Origin of the sequence: Methylobacterium sp. Leaf100 (genome assembly GCF_001422845.1) — a bacterium.
Lineage (GTDB): Bacteria > Pseudomonadota > Alphaproteobacteria > Rhizobiales > Beijerinckiaceae > Methylobacterium.
Map to the genome: position 1 here is coordinate 1 of NZ_LMMW01000030.1, position 13,501 is coordinate 13,501.

Annotated in this window: 16 protein-coding genes and 2 pseudogenes; 11 read left to right on the forward strand and 7 right to left on the reverse strand. The window is 68.0% G+C overall.

Features of this window, described 5'->3' with window-relative positions; genetic code table 11:
* Positions 1 to 370 precede the first annotated feature (370 nt).
* From ASF25_RS23680 to ASF25_RS14530, 4 genes and pseudogenes are all read left to right on the forward strand, one after another.
* Positions 371 to 649: a hypothetical protein gene (locus ASF25_RS23680; RefSeq protein WP_244473031.1), complete on the forward strand. Its 279-nt coding sequence runs from the start codon at positions 371 to 373 to the stop codon at positions 647 to 649.
* Positions 650 to 652: 3 nt separating this feature from the next.
* Positions 653 to 1,311, forward strand: a pseudogene (locus ASF25_RS14520) (SOS response-associated peptidase family protein).
* 341 nt (positions 1,312 to 1,652) lie between these two features.
* Positions 1,653 to 2,906: a glutamate carboxypeptidase gene (locus ASF25_RS14525; RefSeq protein WP_056305440.1), complete on the forward strand. Its 1,254-nt coding sequence runs from the start codon at positions 1,653 to 1,655 to the stop codon at positions 2,904 to 2,906.
* Positions 2,907 to 3,175: 269 nt separating this feature from the next.
* Positions 3,176 to 4,609 carry a carotenoid oxygenase family protein gene (locus ASF25_RS14530; protein WP_056305442.1) on the forward strand — a complete coding sequence of 478 codons (1,434 nt, stop codon included), beginning with the start codon at positions 3,176 to 3,178 and terminating at the stop codon, positions 4,607 to 4,609.
* 19 nt (positions 4,610 to 4,628) lie between these two features.
* Here ASF25_RS14530 and ASF25_RS14535 read toward each other — a convergent pair whose 3' ends face one another.
* The 6 genes and pseudogenes from ASF25_RS14535 to ASF25_RS22810 all read right to left on the reverse strand — a co-directional run bounded on the left by ASF25_RS14535 (position 4,629) and on the right by ASF25_RS22810 (position 8,644).
* Positions 4,629 to 6,104: a protein adenylyltransferase SelO gene (locus ASF25_RS14535; protein WP_056305443.1), complete on the reverse strand. Its 1,476-nt coding sequence runs from the start codon at positions 6,102 to 6,104 to the stop codon at positions 4,629 to 4,631.
* Positions 6,105 to 6,270: 166 nt separating this feature from the next.
* Entirely contained in the window at positions 6,271 to 6,504 is a 234-nt protein-coding gene (locus ASF25_RS14540; RefSeq protein WP_056168643.1) for a hypothetical protein, read from the reverse strand.
* A gap of 247 nt (positions 6,505 to 6,751) precedes the next feature.
* A pseudogene (locus tag ASF25_RS22800) lies at positions 6,752 to 6,919 on the reverse strand (integrase core domain-containing protein); the annotation flags it as partial.
* Between the two features lie 208 nt (positions 6,920 to 7,127).
* A complete protein-coding gene (locus ASF25_RS22805) occupies positions 7,128 to 7,274 on the reverse strand; it encodes a hypothetical protein (RefSeq protein WP_156368994.1) in 147 nt (48 codons plus the stop codon).
* A gap of 27 nt (positions 7,275 to 7,301) precedes the next feature.
* Positions 7,302 to 7,916, reverse strand: a complete 615-nt coding sequence (locus ASF25_RS14550; RefSeq protein ID WP_082502748.1) for a type VI immunity family protein — start codon at positions 7,914 to 7,916, stop codon at positions 7,302 to 7,304.
* A gap of 587 nt (positions 7,917 to 8,503) precedes the next feature.
* Positions 8,504 to 8,644: a hypothetical protein gene (locus tag ASF25_RS22810; RefSeq protein ID WP_156368995.1), complete on the reverse strand. Its 141-nt coding sequence runs from the start codon at positions 8,642 to 8,644 to the stop codon at positions 8,504 to 8,506.
* A gap of 52 nt (positions 8,645 to 8,696) precedes the next feature.
* On the opposite strand from ASF25_RS22810, the gene ASF25_RS22045 reads away from it, so the two are divergent.
* From ASF25_RS22045 to ASF25_RS14565, 4 genes are read left to right on the forward strand one after another with little or no spacing between them, the layout of a single operon-like run.
* Positions 8,697 to 8,864, forward strand: a complete 168-nt coding sequence (locus tag ASF25_RS22045; RefSeq protein ID WP_244473032.1) for a hypothetical protein — start codon at positions 8,697 to 8,699, stop codon at positions 8,862 to 8,864.
* Positions 8,861 to 9,709 (forward strand): ABC transporter permease, encoded by an 849-nt coding sequence (locus tag ASF25_RS14555; protein WP_056305447.1) that lies wholly within the window; start codon positions 8,861 to 8,863, stop codon positions 9,707 to 9,709. The genes ASF25_RS22045 and ASF25_RS14555 overlap by 4 nt, the downstream gene beginning before the upstream one ends.
* A gap of 11 nt (positions 9,710 to 9,720) precedes the next feature.
* A complete protein-coding gene (locus ASF25_RS14560) occupies positions 9,721 to 10,269 on the forward strand; it encodes an OsmC family protein (protein ID WP_056305449.1) in 549 nt (182 codons plus the stop codon).
* Positions 10,266 to 11,348 (forward strand): acyl-CoA dehydrogenase family protein, encoded by a 1,083-nt coding sequence (locus ASF25_RS14565; RefSeq protein ID WP_056305451.1) that lies wholly within the window; start codon positions 10,266 to 10,268, stop codon positions 11,346 to 11,348. The genes ASF25_RS14560 and ASF25_RS14565 overlap by 4 nt, the downstream gene beginning before the upstream one ends.
* Positions 11,349 to 11,555: 207 nt before the next feature.
* Here ASF25_RS14565 and ASF25_RS14570 read toward each other — a convergent pair whose 3' ends face one another.
* Positions 11,556 to 12,149, reverse strand: a complete 594-nt coding sequence (locus ASF25_RS14570) for a biliverdin-producing heme oxygenase (protein ID WP_156368996.1) — start codon at positions 12,147 to 12,149, stop codon at positions 11,556 to 11,558.
* Positions 12,150 to 12,225: 76 nt separating this feature from the next.
* On the opposite strand from ASF25_RS14570, the gene ASF25_RS14575 reads away from it, so the two are divergent.
* The 3 genes from ASF25_RS14575 to ASF25_RS22815 form a co-directional block, all read left to right on the forward strand.
* The gene (locus ASF25_RS14575; RefSeq protein WP_056172277.1) at positions 12,226 to 12,669 is read left to right on the forward strand and encodes a DMT family transporter; all 444 of its coding nucleotides are present in this window, start codon (positions 12,226 to 12,228) and stop codon (positions 12,667 to 12,669) included.
* 115 nt (positions 12,670 to 12,784) lie between these two features.
* Positions 12,785 to 13,246, forward strand: coding sequence for a tellurite resistance TerB family protein (locus ASF25_RS14580; protein WP_056172274.1), 462 nt, complete (start codon positions 12,785 to 12,787; stop codon positions 13,244 to 13,246).
* 159 nt (positions 13,247 to 13,405) lie between these two features.
* On the forward strand, positions 13,406 to 13,501 hold a 96-nt coding region (locus ASF25_RS22815; RefSeq protein WP_156368968.1), incomplete at its 3' end, for a GTP-binding protein.

Consider the following 13,501-nt stretch of genomic DNA (forward strand, 5'->3'; position numbering starts at 1 on the left):
CATTCGTCATCGGAGACGTCGGACGGGTAGGCTTTGCGTGAAGAGGTCATGCCCCTTCATCTGGAATCCAGCCGTCATAGGTCCATAACAGCCTCTAGGCGCCGGGGAAGGTCTTCCCGATAGCCGGTGGCGGAAAACCAACTCGCATTTCGGGCACGGACTTCATCGGCGTTGTATGGGAGCAGATGACGCTGGACCGCGTTGGACTCGGCACACCGATATCTGAGGCAGCCGATGTATCCGAACCGATTGGTAGAGACGGAAGCGGTTCTCGCCCGGACCGATCGAGCGTGGCGCTCGGAGGTGACGCGCCTTTACGGTCCCGACGGCGTTCTCCGCTTCGGCTACAGGCGTGAAGGCCGCGGCGAGGATGGAACAGCCGTCCGACATGCTTACGATGCACGTTGCCAGGCTGTCGCCCTGTGGCGTCACGAGCGCCGGCCTACGGCCTGAAACTTCGGCCGAAGCAATGCCGATGTGGATTGTTTCCGTCTTGAGCCTGTGGGCTGCGTATTGGGCTGCGATGTTCGCGCAGATCGCTCATCTGCGGGCCATCGACGACGGCGTCGGCGCTGTCGTCTTCTCGTGGATCTCTCGCACCTTCCTGGCCGTCGGCTTCGGCTTGTTGGTTGTGGCGAAGAGCGGATAAGCGATGTGCAACCGCTGCACCCTGGTGACGCCACAGGCCGAGACACGGGCCTCCTTCGGCGTCTCGGTCGATCGCACCGGCAACCTGCCGGCCATGCCGGGGATCTTCCCCGATCAGCGCGCGCCCATCGTACGGGTGCGGGAGGACGGCACGCGCGTGATGGAGATGTTCCGACTGGGGCATCCCGGGGCCGAAGCAGTTCGGCGAGCATCCCGTGACCAACGTGCGCAACGTGAAGAGTCCGCACTGGCGCCCCTGGCTGAAAGCCCGAGTTCCGCTGCCTGGTCCCGGTCTCGTCCTTCAGCGAGTACGCCGACACCAACCCGAAGAAGACCCCGACCTGGTTCGCCCTCGACGGCGCGCGCCCGCTGTTCGCCTTCGCGGGTATCCGGCGCCCCTGGACCGGTGTGCGCGGCACGAAAGCGGAAAACCCCGACCGGATCGAGGAAGACCACCGCCTGTTCTCGTTCCTCACCTGCGAGCCGAACGGCGTCGTCGGCCCCGTCCACCCCAAGGCCATGCTGGTGCTGCTGACGACGCCGGAGGAGTGGAGCACGTGGCTCGCCGCCCCCACGGAGATCGCCCTGGAGCTTCAGCGCCCTCTGCCGGATGCCGAGATGCGGATCGTAGCGCAGGGCGCGCGGCGGGATCCGGCGGAGTGATCCGGCAGGGGCACCTTCGACACTCTGAAGGGCCTGTTTTCGATCCAGGCTGAACTCCATCGAAGCTGTTTCGACACGCGTCCGCTCGCAGAGAATGAGTGGTGATCCATTCGAGAACGTGTCCGCCGACCGCAGCACCGCCGACCGCCGACCGCCGTCTCGAATGGGTAGCCGCACGTGTAAGCCAATGGGCAGCCGCACGTGTAAGCCGCACGATCCGGGCGCCGAATTGCGACCTCGGCATTTTGGGGGCACTGGTACGTAAAGCCTCGAGAATCCGTAACCGGCGCGTTCAGTGAAACGTGAATCGCTGCGTCGACGCGCCAATCATCAGGACCGTCATGCGCGCAACCGTCTCTTCATTCGCACTGGCGTTGTTGATCGCCCTGGCGTCCGTCCCGGCCCTGTCTGCGCCGGACGATGCTGTTCTTGCAGTGGCCAAAGCCCAGGACGGTCCGTATCGCGAGACCTTGAAGGGGTTGGTCGACGTCGATTCCGGAACCGGCGACGTGTCCGGCCTCTCCAAGGTGGAGGGGATCCTGACGGCGCGTCTCGAAGCGTTGGGCCTCTCGGTCGACACCCGAGCCGCCCCCGTGTTCGGCGGCAATACCCTGATCGGCACGAGATCGGGCAAGGGCACGCGCAGGATCATGCTGCTGGTGCACTACGACACCGTGTTCGGCACCGGTGACGCCGCCAAGCGCCCCTATACGGAGCGCGACGGCCGCGCGTATGGCCCCGGCGTCGCCGATGCGAAGGGCGGCATCGCAATGATTCTGCATGTCCTCGCCGGACTGGAAGCGCTGCGTTTCGATGGGTACGGCACCCTCACGGTGGTGCTCAACCCCGACGAGGAACGCGGCTCACGCGGGTCGCGCGACGAAATCACGAAAATCGCCCGTGATCAGGACGTGGTTCTGTCCTTCGAACCGTCCTTCGCCGAGGCCGGCGTCGACGCCGTCACCGTGGCGACCAAAGGCATCAACTACGCGAGCCTCACCGTGAAAGGTCGCGCCGCCCATGCCGGCGGGGCGCCGGAAGCGGGCCGCAACGCGGTCGTCGAGCTCGCCCACCAGATCCTCCAGCTTCAGGATCTCGGCGACCCGGCGAAGGGGACCAGCCTGCACTGGACCGTGTTTCATGGCGGTACCAAGCCGAACATCATCCCGGAGGAGGCGAAGGCGGAGGGCGACATGCGCTACTTCGTACCAAGCGAGTACGACCGAGTGCTGACGACGGCACGCAGGATCATCGGCGCCCACCGCGTTCCCGACACGCAGGTCACCTTCGATCTCGCCAAAGGCCGCCCACCGCTGCCCCGAAACCCGGCGACCCAGGCGCTCGGCGAACGCGCGCGGACCATCTACGCAGAGTTGGGCGCCGATCTTTCCCTCGCCGAGATCGGTGGCGGTACCGATGCGGGCTATGCTTTCCAACTCGATAGCCCGACAAAACCCGCCATCATCGAGTCGCTCGGCATCGTCGGCGGGCACTATCACAGCGCCGACGAATTCGCGGTCCTCGCCAGCATCACGCCGCGGCTCTACCTCGCGACCCGCCTCCTGATGGAGGTTTCAAAGGACGCTGGCCGTTAATCTGGGATGTCGCGATCGAAGTGCTCACCGGCTCAGCGCAAAGGCGATCGAGGTTCACGGAGGAGCGAGCTCGTTGGCAGAGGGGCCTTGGCGCGAGGCCCTCGGCGGGACCAAGCCCTGTTATGCAGCATCCTACATTCGGACAGGCGTCATCGTCCTGCAGGGTGCGGTGACGAGGGGAGCATGATCGGAACGACGGCCACGGCTGTTGCCGCGACGACCACAGCTGGCCATTTCGGTCCGAACGCATCTCCCCGAGACCGCAACCGATGCCGAATCCTGTCGAGTCGATCCTGCGCACCGCCGCCGAGGGCCTCGTCGCGCTGGTGGCAGCCTGCAACCGGCTCCGTCTGCCGGGAACGCAGCACCCGTTCGTGGTCGGCGTCCACACGCCGATGCGTGAGGAACTGACGCTGCTGGATCTACCCGTGACCGGAACGATCCCGGCAGGGCTCGACGGGCGCTACCTCAAGATGGGTGCCAACCCCGCCCGCCCGACGACGCGCGGCCACGACTGGTTCCTGGGCGACGGCATGGTGCACGGCTTGTGCATCGAGGGCGGCAAGGCGCTGTGGTACCGAAACCGATGGATCGGTTCGCGCGCGGCGTCCGCAGCGCTCGGCCGGCCCGCTGCTCCAGGGCCGCGCCGTGGCGACGACACCGTCAACACCAACGTCGTCGAGATCGGCGGCCGCGCCTTCGCCGTGGTGGAGGCCGGCAGCTACCCCGTTGCGCTATCCGAGGACCTCGAGACGCAGCGCTACGATCCGTTCGACGGTACGCTCATCGGCTCCTTCAGCGGTCACCCGCACCGCGACCCGGAGACTGGAGAGCTCCACGCAATCGCCTATGACGGCCGCGTCTGGGACAGCGTGCGCCACGTCGTCCTCTCGCCCGGCGGCCGGGTCGTGCGCGACGTGTCGATCCCGGTCGACCACGGCCCGTGCATCCACGACTGCGCGATCACGGCGCGCTTCGTGGTCGTGCTGGACCTGCCCGTCACCTTCTCCATGCGGGCGGTGCTGGCCGGGCACCGCTTCCCGTTCCGCTGGAACCCCGCCCACCGCGCCCGCGTCGGCCTGCTCCGTCGCCACGGCACCGCCGCCGACATCGTCTGGTGCGCGGTCTCGCCGTGTTTCGTCTTCCACGTCGCCAATGCCTACGACGACGACGGGCGGGTGGTCCTCGACGTCGTCGCTTACGACAGGGTGTTCGACTCGGCCGGCGGCGGCCTCGACGCGCCGGGCCGGCTAGAGCGCTGGACCGCCGACCCCGCGACGGGGCGGGTCGACCGGCGGGTGATCGACCCCGCGGCGCAGGAGTTCCCCCGGATCGACGAACGCCGCTTCGGGCGGCCCCACCGGTACGTCTATACGGGTTCAGTCCCGGCCGACGGCAACACGCAGCTCGTCGGCGCGACGCAGATCTACAAGCACGACTTGGCGACGGGGGAGCGGCGCGTGCACGAGTTCGGCACCGACCGCGTCCCGGGGGAGTTCGTATTCGTGCCGGCGAGGCCGGAGGCCGCCGAGGACGAGGGCTGGCTCGTTGGCCTCGTCATCGACACGGCAAGCGACACGACGGACTTCACCGTCCTCGATGCGCGCGCGTTCGAGGCACCGCCCGTCGCCACGGTCCACCTCGGGCACCGGATCCCGCCGGGCTTCCACGGGAACTGGTTTCCGAGTCCGAGGGCCGGATGATTCGGACGGCGGCGCGCGGTCACGTCCCGCAGAACGTAAGGTAGTCCGCGCCGCCGCCCTCGGGGGCGTCGGCGTAGCGGGCGTGGGCAGGCTGGTCGTCGTAGGGCCGCGCCAGCACCGCCGACAGCTCCTCGAACGGGCCGAAGTCGTCGTGCTCGACCGCAGCCGCGACCATCGCCTCGACGTTGTGGTTGCGTGGGATGAAGGCCGGATTGACCGCGCGCATCGCCGTCGCCGTCGCTGCGGGGGTTCGTCCTTCCGCCGCCAGCCGGCCCCGCCAGCGCACCGCCCAGGCGTCGTACGCGGTCGGGTCGACGAACAGGTCGCGCACTCCGGCGTCCGCTTCCGGTCGCTCGGCCGCGTCGCACAAGCGGCGGAAGGTCAGGGTGAAGTCCGCTCGGTTCGCCGCCATCCGCTCCAGCAGATCGTCCGTGAGGGCGGTGTCGCCGTCCCGGTCCCCGGACAGTCCGAGCTTGCGGGCGAGACCCCCGTGATAAGCGGCCTCGAAGCGCGGGCCGAACCCACCCAGCGCCGCCTCGGCCGCCTCCACCGCCGCCGCCTCGTCATCGGCGAGGAGCGGCAGCAAGGTCTCGGCCAGGCGGGTCAGGTTCCACAGGGCGATCCCCGGCTGCTGGCCGTAGGCGTAGCGCCCATGCGCATCGATCGAGCTGAAGCGCGTGCGCGGGTCGTAGGCGTCGAGGAAGGCGCAGGGGCCGTAGTCGATGGTCTCGCCGGCCACCGACATGTTGTCGGTGTTCATCACCCCATGGACGAAGCCGACCAGGAGCCACGCCGCCACGAGGTCCGCTTGGCGGGCGACGACGCCGTCGAGCAGCGCCCGATAGGGGTGCCCCGCGGAGGACGCCTCGGGATAGTGCCGGGCAAGGGCGTGGTCGGCGAGCGCCCGCACCGCCTCCGTGTCGCCGCGGGCGGCGAAGTATTGGAAGGTGCCGACCCGGATGTGGCTGGCCGCCACGCGGGCGAGCACCGCCCCGGGCAGCCGGGTCTCGCGCACGACGCGCTCACCGGTGGCGACCGCCGCCAGCGCCCGGGTGGTGGGGATCCCGAGCGCAGCCATGGCCTCGCTCACGAGGTACTCGCGCAACACCGGCCCGAGCGCCGCCCGCCCGTCGCCGCGGCGGGAGAACGGGGTCGGGCCGGCACCCTTGAGCTGGATGTCGCGGCGGCGCCCGTCACGGTCGACGACCTCGCCGAGCAGGACGGCGCGCCCATCGCCGAGCTGCGGCACGAAGTTGCCGAACTGGTGCCCGGCATAGGCCGTCGCGATCGGGGCGGCGCCCTCCGGGACGCTGTTTCCGGCAAGCATCGCCACCCCGTCGGGACCCGCGAGCCAATCCGGATCGATGCCGAGGTTCGCCGCCAGCGCGCGGTTCAAGTGGATCAGGCGCGGGGCCGCGACGGGCGTCGGGGCACGGCGGGCGAAGAAGCGGTCCGGCAAGCGGACGTAGCTGTTGTCGAACGGGATCGCAGTCATGGTCGGGAGTTATGGGCGACCACGTCGACGGACAAGCGTCTTCCGCCGTTCTTTGGGACGTCGTGCAGGACACAAAAACGCAGCCGCGACGCCAAAACGGCGGGACTTTCGCCCCGCCGTTACGCTGTGATCGAAGTGTTCCAGAACCACGAGGCACGAGGCTGCTTCAGCGGGCCGAGGCGTCAGCGACGACGCGCCGGGCCGTCGGCGCCCGCGGGGTCAGCGAGGGCGTGGTCGTCAGCTCGGAAGCCGGCCGCACCGCGGCGGTGGCACGCGCCTGCTCACGGTAGAGCGTCGGGGTGATGTTGATGCGCTCGTCGGCCATCGCGGTGCCCGCCAGAGTCACGGGCGCCAGAGTGACGGACACGAAGGCAGCAAGGACGAAGGTACGAACGGTCATGATGTCGATTCCTCTAGTGGTCCGGGGCCTGCCCCGGTTCGTGAGAGGAATATGCTTCGCACCGCACCATCATTCAAACAGATAAGATCGATAACTGCTATCGATAAAATCAATGATTGGGGATGCTTGATCGGAATACGAAATCGTCGTTCGCGACATCCGAAACGAAGAACGGCGAGGCTTTCGCCGCTCCCTCGCGCCAGGATGGAATGGTGGTGGGCACACTGGCCTCGCATCACATGGGCAATCGAGCGAAGTTGTAGGCATTCAGAGAGGCGGCGAAGTGGTCCCGCAGCTGATCGTGGCTGTCGAAGTGGCAGTGCTTGACCGTCGCCTCCTTGAGGGTTCGGTTCATGCGCTCGACCTGGCCACTGGTCCACGCGTGATTTGGCTTCGTGAGCCGATGTCCGATGTTGTGCGTCCGGCCGATCCGATCGAAGCGGTTGGCGCGGTAAAGAGCGGTCGGGCCGCGACGGTTCCTGAGCAGCTCGGCGAACTGGATGCCGTTGTCGTCAGGAGCGCGTTTGATGGCACCCCCATCTCCTGAGAGAGGGCAGAGTTGGAGACCGGCCCCGAGCCATAGACCGAGATCGTCCCCAGCGTGGTCGAGGGCGGACCGTCGCTCATAGCGCCGTCTCATGGGGCCTCGCGCTGGCCTCCAGGATCGACAGCGACAGGCTCTCGGCCCAGGGGAAGCCGGCGCGCCGAGTGAGGAACACCCGGCCGCCCTCCAGCGGGCGGTTCGTGGTCCAGGGATCGGGACGCGACATCCTCTGTCCCTCGCGCCCGTTCGACCGTCAGTCGAAACGGCGGACCCACTTCATCGTCTCTTCGAGATCGTCCTTCTCTTCTGGAACCTCGATGATGCTTCTGCGGTAGCCTTCGAAACGGATGGGTTTGATGATTCGGGCGGCATCCCGATAGGCCTGCGGGATGCCGCCGATGCCGTTGCTGTCCACGACCGGCGCCTGCCCTGCCCGGATCAGCACACCGCCCGCATAGGGCGCCAAGCTCAACTCGGGGGTGAGCTGGCTTCGGATCGCGTCCTCTCCGCCGAGCCGGGCGATGTTGGCGTCCCCCAGCAACGTGAGCCAGTTCGAGGCGCGAGGCACCTCGTAGCCGCCGAACCGCGTCTCTGACCAGTAGTCACCCATCGCGTCGTTTTCGAAGGCGGGATAGCGCTGCATCAGGGGATAGTAGTAGACCTTGCCAACCGTCTCACGACCCGGCTCGGTCAAGACTCCAAGTCCTCCAGAGCCATGTAAGACCCCCAATCTTCCGGCCCAGTCGCAGATGAGACTGACGAAACGATCCGGATCGTCTAGGATGAACGAGGGCGGAAAATGAAACTTGACACCTGACAGCCGGCGAATAGTATTTTTTGATCGAAGCCAAATGCGTTTCCTCTCCAGAGGGAAGGATCGTCTTCTTCACGGAAATCAAAATTGATAATCGAGCAGTAAAAATCCTCTGTGTTTCCAGAATTCATAAATTTACTACAATACTTTCTAAGCTCGATAGGATTCATTTTTTTACGAACGACTTCCAGCCTCCTTAAAGTGAGTAATCTTCTTTTCAAATAGTTCTATGTATTCCTCTAATATGCATAAAATGTTTTTCGGCGGTCGGGCCTGTGCCCATCCAGAAAATATAACGATATCATTCCGCCTACACGTGAAACGATTTTATTGAGCTTTTTTGACCGATAAACCAGTTGTGTTTCAATTTGAGACGGGTCGCGCTGGGTTTGCCAACGAATATAATCTGGAACCTCCGTCAAGTTTCTGTTCCTTTGTTTATGTTGCTGCAATTAGAATCTTCCGCAAAATTTATTTCTTTGACTTTGACCAACTTTTCGCCGGGCTGGATTCGATCTTTTGCGATATCTTTGTAATAGCCTCGCTCCTAAGCATTTGTCTTGCCATCCACACCACCTCCAGCCCTTGTGAATTTCATTTCCCAGAGTTCGCTCAGGCGCCCACCCTGCCACCACGACACGTCAGGCCGAGGAGCCCCGCGCACCACCGGAGCCGTCGAGGGCATGCCCCGCGAGGTCCGGCTGCGCAGTGAGCCGCACCGAGCACGCGTAGCCGTCGAAATGGGCGCCGTAGTCGACGATCGGGTCGGGGGCGAGCCGCATCGATTTCCAGCCCTGGCCCTATCCGTCCGCGACCCGCCTGATCGTCGAGGCCATGGGCCGGACCGTGGTGGAGGGCGACGCCACCTTCCTGAACGGGCTCGATCCGGATTTCGTCGCGCGCGACCTCGTCGACGACCGCTTCGTGGCCGCATCCCTCAAGCGCTTCCCCGATGCGTTCCCCGGGTCCGGCCCCGACCGCACCGAGACGCTGTCGCTATGACCGGAGGCCTCCTGAAGGCCGCCGCATCGGACATCGGCGGCCTCACGTCCGCGCGTGCCTGGCCGGAGCGCCGACTCTTCGCCGGCCTGCTGCATCGGACAGCGCCGCTCCTCGGTCTTGGCACCCTCCTGGTGCTCTGGTTCGCGGCCGGCCGCCTCCTCGCGAACGATCCGGCCTACACCGCCTTCGCGGGGTTCGCTCCCGGCCCGACCCTCGCATCGTTCGCCGATCTTCTCACCTCCGGCGAGGCCTGGCGGGCCGCGCTGCCGAGCCTTGCCCGGATCGGACAGGGGCTCGCCTACGCCTTCGTGCTCGGGGTGCCGTTCGGATTGCTCGTCGGGGCCTCGCCGCTGGCCGAACGCGCCCTGCAGCCTCCCTTCCAACTCCTGCGCATGGTCTCGCCGCTGGCCTGGATGCCGGTGGCGGTACTGGCCTTCCCGACCTGGGAGGGCGCCATCGTGTTCCTCATCGCGGCCGCCGCGATCTGGCCGATCCTGTTCTCGACGGCAGCCGGCGTGAAGCGGATCGATCCGATCTGGCTCACCCTCGCGCGCAACCTCGACGGCGGCCGGATCGCCACCCTGCGCCGGATCGTGATTCCGGCCGTGCTGCAGGACATCCTCACCGGCCTGCGCCTGGCACTCGGCGTCGCCTGGATCGTCCTCGTGCCGGCCGAGTATCTCGGGGTCACCAGCGGCCTCGGCTACGCCATCAACGATGCGCGCGACACCCTCTCGTACGACCGCTTGGCGGCCCTCGTCCTGCTGATCGGAGTGATCGGCTACGCCCTCGACGGCGGCCTCGGACGACTCGCCGCCCGTGCCCGCTGGATTCCCGCGACCTGAAAGGAACGCCCATGTCGTCCGCCTCCGTGAGAGAGATCGTCCAGACCTTCGAGACCATCGACCGGGATGCCCTGGCGGCCCTGTCGGAGAAGGGCCGCGCCGATCCGACGGCCGTTCGCACGGTGCGCGCCCGGCCCATCGCCGAGGGTCGGCGCTTCCGCCATCTCAACTACGTGCGCAACCTCGACGCCCACGTGGTGGACGAGCCGCCGGGCCTCCTCGGGGACGACACCGCCCCGAACCCCACCGAGGCGCTGCTCGCAGCCCTCGGCACCTGCGTGGCGGTTGGCCTCCAGGCCAACGCGGTCGCGCGCGGCTGGACCGTCCGCGGCATCGAGATCGAGAGCGAGGGCGATATCAACATCACCTCGGTCTGGGGGACGGGCGACCTGTCGCCGAAGGCCGTTGGCCTCACCGCCGTGCGCCTGACCGCGCATCTCGACATCGAGGGTGCGAGCCAGGCCGAACTCGACGACCTCGTGGCCCATGCGGGTGACTGGTCGCCGGTGCTCAACACGGTCAGGAATCCCGTCGCCGTCAGCCTCGTCCGCAATCGATGAGCGCGGCCCTCGCCCGCCCCGCGGCGCTGCCCGAAGCACCTCGGGACGTCGCCGGCGTCGTGCGTGACGAACTCGGGCCCCGCGTCGGTGCGATCGACGGGGGACTCTATCCGGACGGCGTGCTGCGCGGCCTCGGCGCAGCCGGGGCCTATGCCCACCACGCGCAGGGCACGCCCGCGGGACTGATCCGGGCCGTGGAAGCGATGGCGGCGGTGGGGTCCGCCTGCCTGTCGACGGCCTTCTGCGTCTGGTGCCAGGACGCCCTCGCCTGGTACCTCGCCCACGGCGACGCGCCGGCCCGCGACCGCCATCTGGCCGGCATCGCCAGCGGCGTACGCCTCGGCGGCACCGGCCTGTCCAATCCGATGAAGGCGTTCGCCGGCATCGAGCCCCTCGCCCTCACGGGTCGACGGGTGCCGGGCGGCTACCGGGTGCGCGGGCGCCTGCCCTGGGTCTCCAATCTCGGACCCGGCCACCCCTTCGCCAGCATCTTCGCCCTCGACGACGGCCGCCGCGTCATGGCGGTGTTCGCGGCAGGCCAGGAGGGTGTCGCCATCGCGGCCAATGCCCGCTTCGTGGCCCTCGAAGGCACGGGGACCTACACGGTGATGGTCCGCGACGCCTTCGTGCCCGACGACGACGTGATCGCCCCCGACGCCGCGGCCTTCGTGCCCCGCATCCGCAACGGCTTCGTGCTGCTCCAGGCCGGCATGGGACTGGGGCTCGCCCGTGGCGTCGCCGCGCTGATGCGCGCGGATGCCCGGGGCAGCCGGGACGGCGCGGCGCTCCCGCTCGGGGCCGAGGGGATCGACGCGCGGGCGGCCGACCTGTGGACGCGGCTCGTGCACGCGGCCGAACGCCATGCCGACCCGGCGGCGGGCGCCTTCCGCGAGACCCTGCGCCTGCGCCTCGACATGTCCTGGCTCGCCCTGGAGGCGGCGCAGGCCGCCATGCTGCAGTTCGGCGCGCGCGGCTATCTCGAGGGCTCCGAACCCTTCCGGCGCCTGCGCGAGGCGCAGTTCGTGGCCATCGTCACGCCCTCGGTGAAGCACATCACCCGGGAACTCGCGAGGGCGTGACGGGCCTGCCTCGCGGCCGGACCTTGGCCGATGCCGCCCGGACCCGGCACCATCCTGCGGCCGGTCCTGGCCCCGGGCGCGCCGCGCCGAACCAGTTCCGGTCGGGGAGCCAAGGCTTCACTCTGTCGAAGGTCCCGGTCCGTCGCAGGTGCGCGCTGCAGCACCGTCGACCACCCTGTGCGAAAGTGCGCCGGACGAGCGGGTCGGCTAGGCCCGGGCGCTCTGGGCATTCTCGAACTGTGAAAAGGCCCTGAGGGCACCGGCGACGGCGCCGTCGGCATCCGAGGCGGGCCGGGTTTCGAGCCATGCGGCGAAGCTCGGCCACAGGCGCTGACCCTCGCCCTGCCGAAGGAAGCGGGTGTTGTCCCGAACCGTCGCATCGGGGCTCGCCAGAGCCTGGCGCAGGAGCATCTGGCCCCCGAGACGCGAGCCCTCGAGAACGTAGAGCAGCCCCGCGACCTCGGCCGGCGGTTGCGCGCGGGACATCGCCGGCGCAGGCGGGGCGGGATGCCCCAAGGCCGCCAGGTCGGCCCGGATCGCGTCGGTGCGGCGGCGCGCCGGCCAGTCCGGGGGCAGCGCTTCGGGAGGCGACGCGGCGAGGTCCGCCTCCAGGGGCACCAGGGCTGCCGCCATGGCGGCGAGGAACCCGACATAGGCTCCCCGTTCCTGGAGATCGTGGCCGGCCCAGCCGGAATCGAGGCGGTGGTGCGCATCCGACGTCGCCCGCCGCAGGAGACCGCGCAGTCCCTGATCGACCACCCGCGCGCGCACCGCGTCCTCGCGTCCCATCCCTTCGGTCATGTTCGGCCGTCGCTGCCCTATATGCGGGAGGTCGCTTCCGTCAGGCGATGACCGCCCGAACCGAGTGGTGATCCCGATGTGGTATCTCTATGGTCTCGCGCTTGTGGCCGGCATTGCCAACGCCGTCCAGGGCGGCACGAACGCCACCCTCTCCAAGGCCCTCGGCCAGCCCTTCGCCGCCGGGCTCGCGGTGGCCCTCGGCACCGGGACCACCCTGCTGTTCATCGGCCTCGTCTCCGGCCGTTTCAGCCTGCCGAGCCTCGCGCAGGCCGCGCAGGTGCCGGCCTGGGCTTGGTTCGGCGGATGCCTCGGTGCCCTCGTGGTCCTGTCGCAGTTCTTCGCCGCGCAGGCCATCGGAGCAGCCCCGTTCCTGGCGATCCTCGTCACGGCCGGCGTCGCCACCTCCATCGTCCTCGATCATTTCGGTTGGATCGGTTTTGCCGTCCACGCGGCGAGCCCGTGGCGGATCGTCGGGGGCGTGCTGATGGTCCTGGGCGTCACCCTCGTGGCCCTGTTCTGAAACCCGGCGGTCTCGCGTCGCACGACCCCTTGCCTTCCCGGCGCGAAACGGCGAGGTCCCCCGGAATCGTACAGCGCGGGTCGCCCCATCCTCACGGCCCCATGAGAAGCGTCCCATGAACATCTTTCAGGACATCGTCGCCCGCTTCAGCCAGACCGTCACCGCCTATGCGGGCGACACGGCCCTGATGCAGGCCATGGTCTCGGCCGCCGCCAACGTCATCGTCGCCGACGGGGAAGTGGCGAGCGAGGAGTTCGACACGGCGCTCGCCGGCATCCAGGCCAATCCGATCCTCGAGAAGGGCTACGACCGCCTGATGCTGGAGAGCGAGCTCTACGACGGCATCGCCCGGGCGCGGACCCGCGCCGGACGGGCGGAGAACCTCCGCCGCGTCGCCGGCATCCTCGGACGCGGCGAGACGGAGCGCGCCGCCGCCTTCCTGATCGCCGCCGACGTCGCCGATCACGACGGCATCTCCCCCCTCGAAGCGACGGCGCTGGACGAGATCGCCGAAGCGCTGGGCGTCGACAAGGCGGCCCTGCTCGAAGCGTCTCCGATCAAGCGTTCCATCGGGTGAGGGGGCTCCGGCACGGCGGCCCGAAGACGATTGTCGGCAAAGCCCTTGATCAAAGGACGGCAAGCCTCTAAGCGAGCCGCGTCTTTCGCCCGGCTCGATTAAGTTTTCGAGCGACTGACCGGGCGCCCGCTCGTGTGAGCTTGCCGCAGGAAAGAGACGATGGCCAAAGAGAAATTCGCTCGTACGAAGCCGCACTGCAACATTGGCACGATCGGTCACGTGGACCACGGCAAGACGTCGCTGACGGCGGCGATC